The 15,577-nt window shown below is 69.9% G+C and carries 17 protein-coding genes; 2 read left to right on the top strand and 15 right to left on the bottom strand.

The genetic code is table 11. The annotated features are described in order from the left end of the window. Positions 1-126 precede the first annotated feature (126 nt). The 13 genes from ACSIH6_RS27950 to ACSIH6_RS27890 all read right to left on the bottom strand — a co-directional run bounded on the left by ACSIH6_RS27950 (position 127) and on the right by ACSIH6_RS27890 (position 14,023). Positions 127-717, bottom strand: coding sequence for a hypothetical protein (locus ACSIH6_RS27950; protein WP_435111319.1), 591 nt, complete (start codon positions 715-717; stop codon positions 127-129). A 6-nt stretch (positions 718-723) separates the two neighbouring features. Continuing rightward, entirely contained in the window at positions 724-1,497 is a 774-nt protein-coding gene (locus ACSIH6_RS27945) for a hypothetical protein (RefSeq protein WP_435111318.1), read from the bottom strand. Positions 1,498-1,568: 71 nt separating this feature from the next. Beyond that, the gene (locus ACSIH6_RS27940; protein ID WP_435111317.1) at positions 1,569-1,997 is read right to left on the bottom strand and encodes a phage virion morphogenesis protein; all 429 of its coding nucleotides are present in this window, start codon (positions 1,995-1,997) and stop codon (positions 1,569-1,571) included. Next, entirely contained in the window at positions 1,997-2,503 is a 507-nt protein-coding gene (locus ACSIH6_RS27935; protein WP_435111316.1) for a hypothetical protein, read from the bottom strand. Before ACSIH6_RS27935 ends, ACSIH6_RS27940 begins: the two co-directional genes overlap by 1 nt. After that, complete coding sequence (locus tag ACSIH6_RS27930; protein WP_435111315.1) at positions 2,494-3,342, bottom strand: hypothetical protein; 849 nt, start codon at positions 3,340-3,342, stop codon at positions 2,494-2,496. Before ACSIH6_RS27930 ends, ACSIH6_RS27935 begins: the two co-directional genes overlap by 10 nt. Positions 3,343-3,350: 8 nt before the next feature. Further along, on the bottom strand, positions 3,351-3,548 hold the full coding sequence (locus ACSIH6_RS27925; protein WP_435111314.1) for a hypothetical protein: 198 nt from the start codon (positions 3,546-3,548) through the stop codon (positions 3,351-3,353). Between the two features lie 73 nt (positions 3,549-3,621). After that, on the bottom strand, positions 3,622-5,439 hold the full coding sequence (locus tag ACSIH6_RS27920) for a fibronectin type III domain-containing protein (RefSeq protein WP_435111313.1): 1,818 nt from the start codon (positions 5,437-5,439) through the stop codon (positions 3,622-3,624). Positions 5,440-5,473: 34 nt separating this feature from the next. Further along, complete coding sequence (locus ACSIH6_RS27915) at positions 5,474-6,379, bottom strand: hypothetical protein (protein WP_435111312.1); 906 nt, start codon at positions 6,377-6,379, stop codon at positions 5,474-5,476. A gap of 73 nt (positions 6,380-6,452) precedes the next feature. Beyond that, positions 6,453-8,519: a major capsid protein gene (locus tag ACSIH6_RS27910; protein WP_435111311.1), complete on the bottom strand. Its 2,067-nt coding sequence runs from the start codon at positions 8,517-8,519 to the stop codon at positions 6,453-6,455. A 134-nt stretch (positions 8,520-8,653) separates the two neighbouring features. Next, positions 8,654-8,887, bottom strand: coding sequence for a hypothetical protein (locus ACSIH6_RS27905; protein WP_435111310.1), 234 nt, complete (start codon positions 8,885-8,887; stop codon positions 8,654-8,656). Next, entirely contained in the window at positions 8,887-11,808 is a 2,922-nt protein-coding gene (locus tag ACSIH6_RS27900; protein WP_435111309.1) for a phage minor head protein, read from the bottom strand. The genes ACSIH6_RS27905 and ACSIH6_RS27900 overlap by 1 nt, the downstream gene beginning before the upstream one ends. A gap of 13 nt (positions 11,809-11,821) precedes the next feature. Beyond that, complete coding sequence (locus tag ACSIH6_RS27895) at positions 11,822-13,666, bottom strand: hypothetical protein (RefSeq protein ID WP_435111308.1); 1,845 nt, start codon at positions 13,664-13,666, stop codon at positions 11,822-11,824. Between the two features lie 3 nt (positions 13,667-13,669). Continuing rightward, positions 13,670-14,023 (bottom strand): DUF1360 domain-containing protein, encoded by a 354-nt coding sequence (locus ACSIH6_RS27890; protein ID WP_435111307.1) that lies wholly within the window; start codon positions 14,021-14,023, stop codon positions 13,670-13,672. Between the two features lie 138 nt (positions 14,024-14,161). Here ACSIH6_RS27890 and ACSIH6_RS27885 point away from each other — a divergent pair, with 138 nt between their 5' ends. Together ACSIH6_RS27885 and ACSIH6_RS27880 are read left to right on the top strand one after the other, a co-directional pair. Beyond that, positions 14,162-14,353, top strand: a complete 192-nt coding sequence (locus tag ACSIH6_RS27885) for a hypothetical protein (RefSeq protein ID WP_435111306.1) — start codon at positions 14,162-14,164, stop codon at positions 14,351-14,353. After that, positions 14,350-14,580 (top strand): hypothetical protein, encoded by a 231-nt coding sequence (locus tag ACSIH6_RS27880; protein ID WP_435111305.1) that lies wholly within the window; start codon positions 14,350-14,352, stop codon positions 14,578-14,580. The genes ACSIH6_RS27885 and ACSIH6_RS27880 overlap by 4 nt, the downstream gene beginning before the upstream one ends. Before the next feature lie 206 nt (positions 14,581-14,786). Here ACSIH6_RS27880 and ACSIH6_RS27875 read toward each other — a convergent pair whose 3' ends face one another. After that, the gene (locus ACSIH6_RS27875) at positions 14,787-15,029 is read right to left on the bottom strand and encodes a hypothetical protein (RefSeq protein WP_435111304.1); all 243 of its coding nucleotides are present in this window, start codon (positions 15,027-15,029) and stop codon (positions 14,787-14,789) included. Between the two features lie 88 nt (positions 15,030-15,117). Further along, a partial coding sequence (locus tag ACSIH6_RS27870) for a hypothetical protein (protein ID WP_435111303.1) occupies positions 15,118-15,577 on the bottom strand: 460 nt, incomplete at its 5' end.

Raw genomic sequence — 15,577 nt, 5'->3', positions numbered from 1 at the left:
TCTGCGCAGTCGGCGATGCGCCCCAGAGGGTGGCCCTCTGGGAAGGTGGTCATGCCCGCCCGGCACTTCCGCTCATGACGGCGAGGCGTTTCCCATTATGGGTGATGGCCTGAGGATTCGGCCTGATCAAAAGTCCTTGAACGCGGCCTGGTTCTTCTCCTCCCACCCTTGCGGGGTCACATCACGCAGGTTCCCCGAGTGCATGTGCATCGGGGGTGGACCCCACACCTCGGTGTCGAGTTTGTTCAGCTCCTGGCGGGCTTTCTGCTCACTGCCAGCCGCTTGGGCGGCCGAAAGCCTCCAGGCGTAGACCGCGGAGGCCACCGAGGCCGGGTGCCCCTCCAGCAGGCGCGGGGCCCCGTTCTGCCAGCACCAGGCCTCCAGGCGCACCCAGTTGGAGTAGGCGTAGCTCATCAGCCGGTGCACGGCCCACAGGTCCATGCCCATGATCTGACCGATGACTTTCTCGGCGAGGGTCTCGATGTGGTCGAGGTCGAAGGCGTCGCGGGAGTCGTCCAGGCGCTGGACCAGGTACAGCATGTCCTCGCGGTCCAGGCCTGCGGGGATGATGGACCACCAGCAGCCGGGGGCCTTGGCGGCCAGCGCGCGGACCCACCACCGGGTCGGGTGGGCAGGCACGGTGAGGGTGTGCCCGTCCACCCGGAAGGTGTGCGGCAGCGGGTGCGGCGGCTGCGTCAGGGAGCGCAGTCCCGCCACCGGGGGCTACTTCTTGGCCGGGGGGTTGAGCTTGGTGGTGACCTTGACTGGTGTGGTCGTGCCGCCCTTGCGCTTGCGGGAGGCCGCGGCCCGGCGGGCGCGCCGGTTGCCGACCTCGCTCTCGGGGTACCAGCGCTCGGTCAGCGTCTGGACCATGCCGAGCAGGTCGTCGAGCTCCAGGTCGCCCTGGCGGGTGTGCAGGCGCCGCCTGAGCATGCGCCGGTCCGACAGCGGCAGGGACGCGTCCAGGAACAGGGTGGTGAACCAGACCATGGACTGGTCGTCCACACCCACGCCCAGGGCGGCGGAGGTGATGCCGAGGATGATGTCCTTGGGCGGGTAGAACTTCAGGTCCAGGTCGAGCTCGTCGTTTTGGATGTGCAGGATCGGCAGGTCGTCGGGGACGCTGTCAGGGACGGCCTCGATGACGACGGGCCTTCCCGCCTGGGCCGCGGACTTGGCGGTCCATCGCTCCGACAGCTGCTCCAGGGCGTCGAAGAGGGCGCCGGCGGTGAGGGGGTCCTCGCGGTCGCAGGCACGTTCGTAGAACTCCTTGCGGCCGACGGGGTCGAAGATCTCGTCGATCAGCTTCAGGACCTGGAACCACACGTCGGCGTCGTTCGCGGTCTCCGACATGGCGCCGGAGAAGAAGAACAGCGCGGCGTCCTTGGGCTTGACGACCTCGTATTCGCGGCCCACGAGAGTCAGGGTGGTGGTGACCTTCTTGCGTTCCTTGACCTTGGGGGTCTGGAAGTCGATGACCTCGATGTTGGTCGACACAGCGTTTCTCCTTGAGTTGGCGGGTAGGGCCCACGATAGCCATCACGCACCGTGCCCATGCTGTTACGGAATCACAGGGCGAGGTGGTTGATGCGCACTGGCCACGGCACGGCCTCGCGCAGGGCGTCGATGAGGAAGGGGTTGGGCCGGGCGCCGCGCACCTGCGTGGCGAACACCGTCGCCCGGGACCCCTTCGGCTTGAACGCGAGCACCTTGGCCTTGACCGGACGGATTGGTTGCCTGCGGGGCCCGTAGATGCCGGTGCCCTCGTGGTGGTAGGGCGCGTACTGCACCATCGACCCGACGGTGCCGATGACCCGGCTGCCCTGCACCCGCACCGTGAAGCGAATGCTGCCCTTCAGCCGACCGGTGTCCACGCCGACCTTGCGCTTGGCCAAGTTCGACACCGTCCGAGAGCGGGAGGTCACCTCCTGCACGACCGGCCCGTGAGGGCCGCGCAGCAGCTCCTCAAGCTCGAAGTGGTGCAGGTAGACGCGCATCAGCAGGGGCAGCCGTCCAGCTCGACCTGCCCGACCACGATCACCGACCCGCACCCGCCCTGGGGGCCCACGGGCACGACCTCGTTCACCCCGCGGCGGATCTCGTGCTTGTCGTGCCAGTCGCAGCAGGCCCAGGCGGCCATGAGCGCGCGGGCGTCAGCCATCATCGCCTTGGCGTAGGCGTCCTTGGCCTCCACCGTGGGCCGGTCCTCCCCCACCCCGGTGGGAGCGCACCGGTGCACCCCGACCTCGATGCGCATGATCCACCCGCCCGAGCAGCCCCCGAGGGGGATCTTGGCCGGTGTCGGTTTCGGGGTGATCGACATGATGCGTACCCACCCCTGGCCGTTACCGGCCTGGCAGGTGCAGTCGCAGACGTCGGCGGGGTCGCGGTGTCCGGACCAGATGATGGCCAGCTCGCACACCGGCACGGACATGGTGGCGAGCTTGTCGGCCACGCACTGGCGCAGCGCCTGCGTGACCTTCCACGGCGAGGTCATGCCCATGGGCGGATCCCTTCGCGACGGACCTTGGGCAGGTCGGGCGACCACACCTTGGGGCGGGAACGCAGGTTGTTGGGGTTGACCGTGGACAGCCACAGGTCGACTTCGCGCAGGCCGGTGCGGCCGCGGTCCAGGTGCTCCTGCGGGTCGAGGATGGTGTAGGAGATGCCCTCGCGCGCGACCTCGGTGACGCGGTCGGGCAGCTCGCAGTCGTCGCCGCGGCAGGCCTTGTCGAGTTCGCAGGCGAGCTTGGCCACCGCCCGGCGCCCGCCCGGCGGGACAGGGTTGCCCCTCCAGTAGGAGATCGCGAACGCCCCCGGGGCGTCGTGGGGCACGGACATGTCCTGGCACTGGGGCCAGCGGCCGCCGTCGGTGCGCACGACCTGGTTGGGGGCCTGGATCCAGTACTGGTCGGGGGTGAGCTGGTGGCCGTCCACCCACACGCGGACGGGGTGGCCCGGGTCGGCCGCGCCGGTCGCGGTGATCGGGGCGTAGATGGGGCCCGGGATGGTGATGCGGTCGGGGCCGCGCCCGCAGTCGCAGTCGTCGCACCGGGTGACGCATCCGCATCCGCAGCCGGAGAGGTTGACCCACACGCCGTCGATGACCGCGGGCTGCATCCCGCCGCCGTGCCGGGGTTGGGGGCAGGAGCGTCGGCAGGGGCGCACGATCTGCGGGCACACCCCGAACGTTCCGGCGGTGAGCCGCCACAGCAGTTCGGTGGCCATCTCCACCGACCGCATCTGCTCAGCGGTCCACTCCCCCGGGTTGGGCGACCAGCCCTTGCACAGGCACGAGGGGTCTAGCGGCCAGGTCTGGCACGGCCCCGACCCGGGGGGCATGGGCCAGGTCACCGGCCGTCCCGATCCCGGTCCCGGTCGAACATGGGGTGGTGCGCGACTGGAGGTGGCGCCTCGTAGGAGCTGCCACGGTGGGGGCGCCGCGTCTCCAGGGCGCGCACCGCGCCGAAGACGAGGACGGCCAGGGCGACGACCGTCATGATCGCGATGATGAGGACCACCAGGACAACACCGGTTGTGCTGCTCACCGCAGACTCCTTTCGCGAAGACAGGGGGTGTCGGGGCTGACCCGCCATCAGCCCCGACACGTGAGGGACCGCCTCAGACGGCGGTGGTGGTGCCGGTCGTGGTGACCTCGGCCGAGGACGTGCCGTCGGTGCTCACCGCGGTGACGCCGATCTCGTACTCGGTGGAGGCGGTCAGGCCGGTGACGATGAAGCTGCGGTCGTTGACCATCGCCGCCTCTGGGGTGGACCAGGTGCCGTCCGGGATGGTGCGGTGCCGGACCTGGAACGCGCTCAGGTCGGTCTCGTTCCCGGCCCACTCCCAGCTCACGCCCAGCTCGCTGGCGGTGGCGTCGGTGATGGCGAGGTTGGTCGGGTCCACGGGCGGCGGCGGGGCGTCGACGGTGACCGTGGCCGTTCCCGACAGAGAAGCGTCGGCCTCGTCGGTCACGGTGATCGTGTACTCCCCGGGCTCGGTGTAGGTGTGGGTGTGGACGGCTTCCTGGCCGGTGTCGCCTCCGGTGACCGCTTCGGGGTCGGAGCCATCGCCCCAGTCCAGGACGACGTCGCCGCGGCCGTGGTTGTTCACCGTCAGGGTGGTCTCGACCGGCGCGGTGCCGGCGGCCGGGTCCACCGACGCTTCGGGGGCGACCGGCGGCTCGTCGGCGGCGACCTGGACCGTGGTGGTCGCGGTGGCGCGCTCGTCCTCGACCGCGGTGACGGTGATGGTGTACGGCTCGGGACGGCCCGCGAGGTACTGGTGCGGGTAGGTGGCCGGTTCCTCGGTGGTGCCGCCGTCGTGCTGGGTGGGCGCGGTGCCATCGCCCCAGTCGATCGTCACGTCGCCGTTGCCGTGGTTGTCCACCGTCAGGGTGACCGGGAGCGGGGCGTCGCCGGAGGCCGGGGTGACGCTGATGACCGGGTCAGGCAGAGCGGGGACCTCGGTGATCTCCACGGTGTAGGTCGAGCACAGGTCCGCGTCGCCGGACTCGGCGTCGATGTCGCACAGCTCCACGGTGTAAGTGCCCGCCGCGGTGTAGAGGTGGCACTCCTCGCGGCCCACGCGGGAGGTGACCGCCTCGGAGCCGTCGCCCCAGTCGATGCGTACCTGGCGGGCCGCCGATCCCTGCACGGTGAAGCAGGCCCGGTTGGTCTGTACGGGGTCGACGGTGATGGTGCCGCCCTCGACAGTGGGTGTGAGGGGCTCCAGCGGCTGGCAGCCGCACAGGGGCTCGGGCGGGGAGAGCAGAGTCTGGTCCCAGTGGAAGTGGTCGGGGTCCTCTCCTCCGGCGCCGGAGGAGATGGGCTCCAGCAGCGGCACAGGGTTGCGGTCAGCGTCGTAGGTGACGTTGTAGGGCCCTTTGCCCCAGAGGGCTCCGCGCTTGGTCCTCCCGTTGAGGGTGAAGGTGGTCACGCCGTTTTCGAAGCTGAACCCGTCCGGGGCCCGGCCCACCGTGTAGGGCAACAGGAAGTAGCCGTGCGGGTCGGCGTCCTCGGGGGCGTCGTCGTCACAGAGCGATCCTTCGCCCGAGATCTTGGGCCACAGCTCCAGCGCGAAGCCGCGGGTGTTGTCGATCTTCTGGCCCATGCGCAGGCCGGTGACCTCGCCGTGGGCGTTGCGCACCAGCTTCCAGGCCGGATTGAGGATCTGCCACAGGCACGCGTCGACCTGGCAGAACTCGATGGACACGTCGTACCACTGGATCGTGTCTTCGCCCTGGTCGTTCACGCACAGGTCGCCGTTGATGTTGCGCTGGGTGAACGTTTCGCCTTCTTCCACGGACGGTTCGATGTTCACCGAGATGAGACCGCGGGTGGTCACCACGGAATCGGGGCCGTAGACGGGGCGTCCGCAGGAGTCCAGGCGCGTGGCGCGCATGACCCGGGCGCCGATGAAGCTTGGGCAATCCACCATGGGGGCTACCTCCAGGCAGCAGGAAAGTCGAGGTTCACGGGGCAGGCTCGGGCTCGGGGGGCGTCGGGGTGAGCGAGGCCGGGTCGAAGCCGATGTCCAGGCGCGGGATGGTGGTGGGGATCGCGGCGACTCCGCAGGGCCAGTCGACGACGTACACGCGCTCGGCCAGGACGAAGGGCGTGTTGGTGCGCATGTCGAAGCCGCCGCCGTCTAGGCGGGCGGGCTCCAGCACGCCGGAGCGGCGCACCGTGACCGGCCCGGTGACGTAGAGCCAGGTGTTGCCGTCGTCGGCGACCCCTGCGGGGGGTTGGCCGGTGTAGCCGGACCCGAAGGCGACCGACGTGCCGAGCTGGGTGCGCAGGGTGGGGCCCTGGCGGTGCAGCAGTCGCCGGTCGTCCATGACGGCGGCCATGTACCGGGGAGCGTGGATCGTGCCCGTCCTACCGGCGAGAGCGATCCGGTGTTCCAGGGCGCCGACCGCGAGCGGCACGTCCACCGCGGTGCCGCCGTTGAGCACGACCGTGCTGGAGTGACGCAGAGACGGGGCCGCTCCGGCCAGGCCGTGGTAGACCGCGGCCTCCATCACGTGCCGCTCTCCGCGCAGGAGGCGACGGCGCAGGTCGTCTTGCATCTGCTGGCTGGAGCGCGCGTCCAGGCACTGCTCGACGGCATAGACCGCGAACGGGTCGGCCGTCATCGTGACCCGGGACCGGTCGCCCACCTTGATCGCGGCCTGGTCGGGGTTGGGGCAGTCCATGTGCACCTCGTACAGGCGCACCTTGGGGTCACAGACCGCCTCGTACTCCACGCCGTGGAAGGCGTGGGGGTCCATGTCCTCGACCAGGGTCGCTGCGGACAGCAGCCCGTAGCGCGGGTCGGCCTGGGCGGTGGCGTCCGGGGACGGCACCTGCAGGCGCGGGATGGCATCGCAGTAGGCCACCGCAGCTCCTCACATCACCAAGGGGAGGCCGGGCGCCCCGCCACCACTACGGGGCCGCCCGGCGCTGGGGTGGTCAGCTCTTGTTGGACTTGCTGGACTTGCTGGACTTGGTCGAGTTCTCGGTGTCGACGGAGGCCTCGACGCTGAACGACGGCGTGGGGGTGTTCGTCGCGGCCGCCAGGGTCTGCGTGCCCGGGTCCGGCTCCGGCTCGGGGGTCGGGGTCGGGACGGTGGGCTGCGGGCAGGTGATGGTCACCGGCGCGCCGACGCCGCCGTTGCGGCACAGCCCGTCCAGGCGGATACGGAAGGACCGGTTGCAGCGGTTCAGCAGCAACCACCCGGCCTCGTAGAAGAGGGAGGTGTACTTGTTGGTGGACAGCTTGGTGGAGTCGTAGACGGTGTCGAGCTGGATGACGTCCTGCTGCCCCAAGACCCAGCTGCCCGCGGGGTACAGCACGATCTCCACCGACGGCGCCCAGGTGCCGGGCATGATGCGCCCGTCCACGGAGGCCCCGTTGGGCAGGGTCGCGGTCGGGTCGATGCCCTCGGTGTCCAGGACCCACTGCATGCGCGCGTTGTAGGCGGCGAAGAGCTCGTCGACCTCGGCGTTGGTGACCGTAGCGAAGGGACGGTTGTTCTTTCGCGCGATGTCGGCCTTGATGTAGGTGCGGAACCACCGGGGGGCGATGCCCTCCATGGTGGTGCCCTCCGCGACCTTGTACCGCTCCCGGAACCAGGCGACGAGCAGCCCGATCTGGTCCATCACCGAGTCGCTGACGCTGCCGATGCCGTCCGTGGTCACGTTGAACGGGGCCAGCGCGTCGGAGCGGTTGAAGATGTCGGCGAGGTAGACGCCGTTCATGTAGTGGGCGTGCGCCACCATGCTGTCTTCGACGAAGCGCTGGGTGAGCTCGGGGTAGCCGCGCTCGCGCAGGAAGTCTCCCTCGATGCACAGGTGCTCCACGCTGAGGCGCTCCTCAACCCAGGTCGGGCAGGGCCCCTCGATGCACGTCTTGGGGTTGTCCACGAAGTGGTTGGGAGCCAGCGGCGTCTCGCAGCTGTTGGGGTGGTTGACCCCGTGCCAGTCCATCGGCGCCATCGGCCACACCGGGTACTTGATGCCGCCGCGGTTGATCGGGATCGTCGGCAGGTCCACCATGCCCTCGGTGGAGGCCAGCGGCGGGCACAGCGTGTAGTCGGTTTCGGAGGGCGCGCACCACACGTCGGAGGAGGCCTCGGTGCAGCAGCCGCCGGAGATGTCGGCGACCAGGGCGTCGTTGGCCTGCTTGACCGCGGCCACCAGGGAGCCGCCCGGCAGGCGCTTCTCGTCGGAGACGCGGTCGATGACCTCCTGGTCGCGGCTGTCGCCGTAGGTGGTCAGGTCGTGCGCGAAGCTGTTCTTGATCAGCGCCAACGGCTGCTGCTGGATGGGGACGTTGCGCTGCCCGATGGGCATGCTGCTGAACTTCCTGATGGCAGCGTTGGCCAGGTCGAACATGCTCAGCACGGACCCGGCGGTGGTGCGGGGCACGTCCGCGGCTGCCACGACGGAGTACCAACGCTTGGCGGTGCCCTCGGCCGAGGGGCGGGCCGCACGGTTGGGACCGATCGCGGAGGGGCGGCGCACCGGCACCGGGGCGGGCCGGATCCGCGGGGCGGAGGCCACGACCGGTTCCGGGCTGGCCGGGGTCGGCGGCTGCTCGATGACGACCTGCTCGCCGACCTCCTGCTCACCCTCGTCGGTGTCCTCTTCCGCGGCCGGGGCGTCCTCAGCCGGGGTGTCCTCCTCGGCCGGGGCCTCAGCGCCGTCGGGGTTGAGAACGTCGTCGGCGACCGCGGCCAGCTCCGCGTCGAGCTTGGCCCGCTCGTCCTTCTGCTCGTTGAAGACGGCCTTGATGGCCTTCTGCGCGGCGGCCAGGCGACGCATGTCCGGCGCGTGGGCGGGGTCGTAGTCGCCGTGGTTGTACAGGTCGCCGTAGTGGCGGGCGACCACCTGGAGTTCGTCGCCCAGGTGGATGTCGGACCCGGCGGCCGAGTTGACGTAGGAGCGGACCTCGTCGCACAGCGCGTCGTGGCTGACGGTGGTCCCGGAGGAATCCGCCTCCTGGATACGGGACAGGAGGGTTTCGAGAACAGTCATGGCAGGGCCTTTGCACGTGAAAACGGTCGGTTTTCCGTGCCCGGCACTTCCGCGCAGACAGCACACAACGGTGTGAAGTTGAAGAGTAGGGCCGCTCGGAACTTGTCACGGTCAGCGGTCCGATTCTGCGGCGATTATACAGCCGCAGGTGTGTTTTCGCCGGTCACATCATCTTCGGTGATCTTGCGCCAGCTCCCGCCGATATTGAGGCCGTGGCGAGTGGCCAGGCGTTCGGCGTCGCGGCCCTTGTAGATCTGCACGCGCTGGCCCTGGTAGTCCAGGACCTCCCAGTCCCCCGCCTTCGGGGCGCGTCGGGCGATCTGCTGGGCGGAGGTGGCCGCGGTTCGGTTCCCGCACCCGCATCCCATCACACGACTCCCATCTGCTCGGCCATCGCCTGGAAGGCGTCCTGGTCGACCTGCCTGGCGAGCTCGGCGAGCTCCGCGGACTCGCGCTGGGCGCGCACGGTCGCGGTGTAGACCTGGGCGGGGATCTCGTCCAGGCGCTGGTGCAGCCGCTCCAGGTCCACGCGCTCGTGCACGGTCGCGGCCGTGGCGGTGCGTGCGGGGGCGATGACGCCGGAGGCCACCAGGGCGACGGGGTCGGCGCCGTCGTAGCGGGCCTGGAGGCGCACGGTCGGCAGGATGCCGCCGCCGGAGGCCGCTGCCACCAGCGACAGTTCGTTCTCGCTGATGGGGAAGCCGGGGACGTTGACCACGCACACACCGACGAGTTCCCCTTGGCGCCAGTCGCCCGAGACCGAGTACCGGTCCAGGGTCAGGACCTGCAGGGGGCTCGCGCCCGGCTTCAGGCAGCCCGAGAACCAGATGCCGGTCTCGTCCTCGCCGCACACGACGTCGGCCACGGCGTAGCCGGTGTCGTCGTAGTGGGCGGCAGCCGCCGAGCTGGAGACGCGGGTGTCGGCGTGGCCGGTGCCCATGACCAGCGTGCCGGTCCACACCGTGGTGCCGTCGGCGCAGCGGACCCGGTTGCGCTGGAAGTGGGCGTAGCTGGTCTGGGAGCGCGGCGGCCGTACGCTCTGGCCGGGGAACCCGACGTGGTTGGTGTCCCAGGTGGCGATGTGCCCGTAGACGCGGCCGTGGTCGGTGACGCGCACCTTCGTGGGGCTGGCCAGCTCGGGGTTGGTGAACCACTCGGCCGGGGGCTCCATGGGGATGTTCGCGGCGACCTGCTCAGCCCAGGTGGTGGTCTCGGTAGCGATCCCGGCGGCGGCGGTGAGCACCGCGGTGTTCGCGGCGGCCGTCATCGCCTCGTCCTCATCGTCATCGTCTTCCCAGGGGGCCTTCAGGTCGGGGTCGTCGAACTCCTCGGCCATGTGCTCGTAGTAGTCCTCGACCCGGTCACGGATCTCGTCGCGGTCGTCCTCGGGCAGGTCCACGCCGCCCATGCCGCCCTGCAGGACGTTGGCCACGGCCATGATCCCTGCCGGGACGGCCATGAGTTCGCCGTCGACGATGTCAGCGAAGGGCAGCTTGTAGTCGTTCTGGATGTCGCTGTCCGGGTCGGCGTCGTCGGTGCGCCAGAAGCACCCGGCGTTGAGCCTGCCAGCGTCGGCCAGGCGGCGCTTGGCGGCGTCGCCGTCCCAGTCCCGGTCGCGGTCGGCCAGCGGCAGGGTTTCATCGCCGGTCGCCGCGGCGGTCAGGGCGCCCTGCTCGGGGCGCACGATCCAGATGCGGGAGGTGTAGTAGGCCGGGGACTGGACCAGCGTGACGCCCTCGAACCGCCAGTCGTGAACGCGCATCATGAACTGGAGCTGGCCGGTGTTGAAGAGGGTGTACAGCTCGTCGAAGTCGTCGGGCAGGTCCTCCTCGGCGATGATGTGGCCGTCGCGGTCGACGATGATCTCCTCGGCCCAGCCGTCGCGCAGGTCCACCGACAGTGTCCCGGCGAAGTCACGCTCGATCTTGTCGATCACGCGCAGGGCGTCGGGGTCCTTCAGGTCCCATTCGCCTTCGCCCCACAGCCACCCGTCTTCCACCCACACCCGGTCGGCGCGGCCGATCGCCACGGCGGCGTCGTGGCCGGGTGCGGTGCGCTCCTGCCACTTCAGCCAGGAGAGCGAGGTCTTCTTGACCAGCCCGTCCTTGGGGCTGGTGATGATGCGGTAGTCCGCGCGGGTGTCGAGCGGCACCATCGCGGCCCGCCAGAACAGCCGCTGCACGGGGGCCACAGGCTCTGCGGGTTCAGCCACGGTCTCGGTCATGACGTCTCCGGGATCACTCGGCGCCGGCGTCGCTGGCGCTGTCGTTGCTGCTGTCACACGCATCCGTCCAGGCGGACGCGTCGGGTTCGAAGGCAGGCTCGTCGAGGCCACCTTGGGACCCGTACTGGGTGCGGCGGCGACGGCTGTTGTTGTGGGCTGGGGTGCGGTCCATCGGTGTGCTCTTTCCGCTGCGGGGTGAAGGACGAGGGGGCTGGTGCGGTCCTGGACGTGGGCCACGGACCGCGCGAACAGCGGGAGCTGCTCGGGCGCTTGCACGGGCAGGTCCTCGGGGCTGAGGTCGGCCAGGTTGCTGACCTCGTCCCGGCTGCCCACGAGGGTCGAGCACCGGCAGTTGATGACCTCCTGCGGTAGGCCGGTGGGATCACCGGGGTAGGCCAGGCTGGCTCCGCCGACGAGGAAGCGGCCTCCCAGGGGCACGATCTGGTTGTGCGCGAGCTGGTGGGTGAGGCGGGTGCGGCCGTCGCGGGTGGAGTCCCACAGCTGGTAGAGCTCTTCGCCGGAGAGGTCGGCCCAGGCCATGTGCGCTGACCAGGATCCGCCTTCGGTCGCGGTGTGGGCCTCGGTGCGGGCGATGCGCTCGGCCAGGTACCCGAACCGGTCCACGCCCAGGGCGGCGCCGACGCGCTCGCGCAGCTGGGGGATGGACTCTCCGGCGTCGAGGCCTTCGGCCAGGTCCCCGCGCACGGCCTCGAAAGCGGTGTCGGGCCACAGCGACGCGCTGAGCCGGTCGAAGACCTGGTCCATGAACGTCTGCTGGTAGCGGTGGAACTGGTGCAGGTCGGCGCGGGCCGCGGTGTCGAAGGCGAGTCCAAACGCCGCGGCGATGGCCGGAGCGATGAAGCGGCGCACCAGCTCGATCCACACGTTGGACGAGGGCCAGGCGTCCAGGTTGGGCGGCAGGTCGGCCGGGGAAGCGTCCGCGGTAACGGTGTCCTCGCCCAGGACGTCACGACGGACCTGGCGCAGGTAGGCGGCGAACGCGTCGTCAACGGCCGCGCCGACGTTGCGCTCGGCGCGCTCCAGGGTGCGGCTGCTGTCGTACATCGCCCTCTCCGTGCTAGGCGGCGGTCGGTAGTGAGGAGGCCGGAGTGCAGCCGTTCTCGACGAGCCACCCGGTGAGCAGGGCCCGGCTGTGGGAGGTGCGGGTGGTCAGCAGGTGGCGGCAGTAGGAGTCGAGGGCGTTCAGCACTGAGGGGCTGAACGACACGGCGGCCGCGGCGAGGGCGTCTGCGCGCAGCAGGTGGGTGTCGATCTCCTCGATGGTGGGGGTGTCGCCGATGCGGGTGTGCAGGTCCCAGGAGGGGTGGGAGCGCAGGTCGTTCTCGGCGCGGAAGCGCTTGGTCTGACGGCCCAGCCAGCGGTTGCCGGCCAGCTCCATGACGCGCAGGGCTGCTTGTTCGACGGCGCTGACCCACCAGGGGTCGATGTGGCCGGGGTCGGTGGTGATGGCCGCGACCAGGGCGGGCGCGGTGCGGTCGTAGCCGTCCTCGGCGCTGATCTCGGCCGCGGTGGTCCCTTGGGGCAGGCCGGAGGAACTGGGGCGCGTCAGCAGGAGGCGCTCGGCCAGCCACCGCTGGTGCTCGGCCGGGGAGGGGGCGTCGGTGGCGGCGAACCCGTTCTCGCGCAGGGTAGCGGCGTCGGAGAGCAGGCCCTTGTCCCACAGGGCGAGCGACTCCGCGGACTTGTTGGGGCGCTGGGACAGCTCGCTGGGGTTGTACCAGACCACCCACTGCTCAGGGTCCTGTACGCCGTGGGTGCGCAGGGCAGGCCACAGGTACTGGCGGGTGAGGGCGTCGCAGATCACCGCCATGAGCGGTTCCACGTGCAGCTTGATGCTGCTCTCCTCGATCTGCCAGGCGCCCCAGTGGTTGGCGTTCCCGGCGCCGGTCACGACCTCCTTGGGCAGGTCCGCGCCGGTAGCGAAGCGCTCCAGGGCGTCCCGGCGCATCTGGGAGACCTTGTCGGAGAGCTCGCTGGAGAAGTTGATGTGCTGGAACTTGGAGATGGAGTCGTCGGGGACTTGGATGACGATGGGCACCACGGCGGAGGCGTCGTCGCGGTCTTCGATCGCGGTGAGCATCGCCGTGGTGAGGGCGCCCAGGATGTCCTCGTCCGGGTCCTCCTGGACCGCGGTGGCGTCGGCGGCCGCGGGGGTGGGCAGGGACGCGCCCTGGGGGACGACGAAGATGCCGGCGCCTGCGAGCCGGGAGTCCACGGTGGCGGCGATGTGGTCGGACAGGCCCTTGATCTCGCGCAGCACGGGGATGGTCGCGCGCACCGCGGAGTCGGACTCCCACGCGTTGCGGGGGTGGGGGGTCCACAGGCGGATGACCGTGGAGTTCTCCGGTGTGAGCGTGATCGGCTCACCCGTCTCAGGCCGGATCAGGGTGACCTTGTTGCCGTTGGCCTTGAGCTCTTCGTTGGAGGCGACGTACCAGGCGGGTTCGGTGATGCCCTGTTCGGGGTCGGGGTCGATACCGACCAGGTAGGACTCCCCTGGCACGGACAGGTGCAGGGACAGGCGGCGCAGCATGTCGGACTGGCCGATGGGCCCGTAGTACAGGTCGTCCAGGAGTTGGCAGGGCAGCGTCTGCGCGGCGGAGCCGGTGAGGGGTGTGGGTTCGGAGCCTTCCTCGGTGTACTCGCCGACGTAGAGGGTGCAGCGGGAGATGGCGTTGGCGAGCCAGCGCACCGAGTAGCGCAGTTCACCGATCGTGTCGAAGTAGTCCCAGAGTTCTTTTTGCCAGTCCTTACGTGCGACGGCGCGCTTGATCTGCTTGTCGCTGACCAGGGCGGCTGAGGCGACGGTGACGTCTCGGGTGACCGAGACCCCGTTCTTTTCCGCTGTTCCTCGACGGAAATGGCGGAATACCCCTCCTTCTCTGATCCTCTCTTTGGGCATCGCCTACTCCCTTTCGTGGTCGGCGACGAAGCCGACGAGGTAGGCGATGGCGAGGGCGGCGCATGGGGCAGTGAAGGCCCAGTGGCCGCCGCTGGCCCAGGCCGCGGCGGTGACGGCGGCGGCGATCCACACGCTCGCGCACCAGTGGCACGTCAGGAGAGTGACCAGGGCTGCGCGCAGGCCTGAGGGGGGTGGGGCCTGTTCTCCGCGGGCGATGCGTGCGCGGTCGGCGCGGCCGCGGGCGATGCGGGGCAGGGCCCACCGGCGCACGGGTTCAGAAATGGTGTCAGCGACCACGAGGCGGGTGATCCTGGCAGTCGCCCCGGCGGCGACAATAAGAGTGATCAGGTCTGGCACACGCGCAGGTTATAGGTGCACGAGACGCCCTTTTCCACTCGCACACGCAAATCGGTAAAACGACTTTTAGAAACTATTGTTTTTGATAGGCCGGGGGGTTTTATGGGATGCAATTGTGGTGGGCGCAGGCGAACAGGGATGACGGCCGACACGGCCCCGCAGGACCGTGCGGTGATGGCTGGCGACGAGGAGTGGGAGGTGGTTTTCCCCGACGGATCGGTGAAGCCGTACCGCTCCAAGCCGCAGGCGGACTCGGTGGTCGCGATGGCCGGCGGCCGGGTGCGGCGCCTGACGAAGGGCCCGAAGAAGGCGCAGGAGGGGAAGCAGTGAAGGTCGCTCAGATGCAGGTGGAGGTCGTGCTGCGCATGGGGGGCGTCGAGGCGTCTGCGGGCACGTTCGACGTGGGGGTGGATGTGGACCTGGAGGACGCGCAGCCGGGCACTGATCTGGAGGTGGAGGTGGCGTTGAGGCCGGAGCAGATCAGCGGGGGGCTGAGGAGCCTGGCCGAGGCGATCGATGCTCACTGTGCGGCCGGGGCGCGCGAGGGGGCCGAGTAGAAGGGGTGTGGCGGGCCGGGGCACGGGCACGAGCGTCCGGCCCGCCGGAGCCGATGCGTCAGCACGCACAGGCGGTTGGATGCGCGCTTCCCCCTGTGCATCGGGCACTCAGGACGTTATCGGAGCAGGCGCCCGGGCGCGGGCGGTTTAGCGAAGATGCCTGTGGCCCTCCCCCCAGAGCAGGAGGGGAGGGCCACGGTGGTGTTCTACTCCTCGTCTAGGTCCGCCCACGGGTCGGCCTCGGGGTCGGCGTACTGGGTGCCGTTGACCTCGCAGGGAAAGCCGTACTGGCAGGAGAGGCACTCGGTGCCGCGGCAGGCGCACTGGATGGTGAGGTAGTCGGCGCGGCCGGGCCCGTACTCGACGCGTCGGGCGTAGGTGCCGTTGGTGCAGCCGGTGGTGCAGGCGTTGATGCAGGCGGCCTCGACGGTGGTCGGGTTGTGGGCCATGGTGCGCCTCCTGGGCGGGTGTGGTCGGTGTCGGGTGTTGGTGAGGTGCCACCCCCCACCAGCACACTTAGTTAACCACACCACTACGTCATTTCACCTCACCCTTGGGTTTGCGTCGGCGCAGCTGCTTGCCGCGGTAGCGCTTGTCCACCGTCTCCCGGCGCCACAGCCGGGCACGCCCTTGAACGTCGTCCGGCTCCCCTAGGCGGCTGGGCCTTTCCTCGCTGCCCACCGCATCGGAACGGACCGTGGCATAGCCGATGCCGGTGTACTCGGCGATCTCCTTCAGCGTCAGCAACTGCCCGCGAGGGATGTTGGTCTGCGTCGGCGGCAGCCACATCCACTCACGCACCAGCGCGTCGACGTCCTTGGGGTGGTACTCGTTGGCTCGCCCGAGGGTCCCTATGACCCGGACACGCTTCTTCCACTCGGGCCGGAGCGTCCAGGTCGCCACCCCGTCCGGGCTCACGCCGTACTTGGCGGCGATGTCCTTCAGCGTGATGCCGCGTCTGCCTTCCACGCGCAGTTGCCTCCTTGTGTTGATGTGG

The sequence above is a fragment of the Nocardiopsis synnemataformans genome (assembly GCF_965343085.1).
In the GTDB taxonomy this organism is placed as follows: domain Bacteria; phylum Actinomycetota; class Actinomycetes; order Streptosporangiales; family Streptosporangiaceae; genus Nocardiopsis; species Nocardiopsis alborubida.
This window is presented reverse-complemented; position numbering and strand designations above follow the sequence as displayed.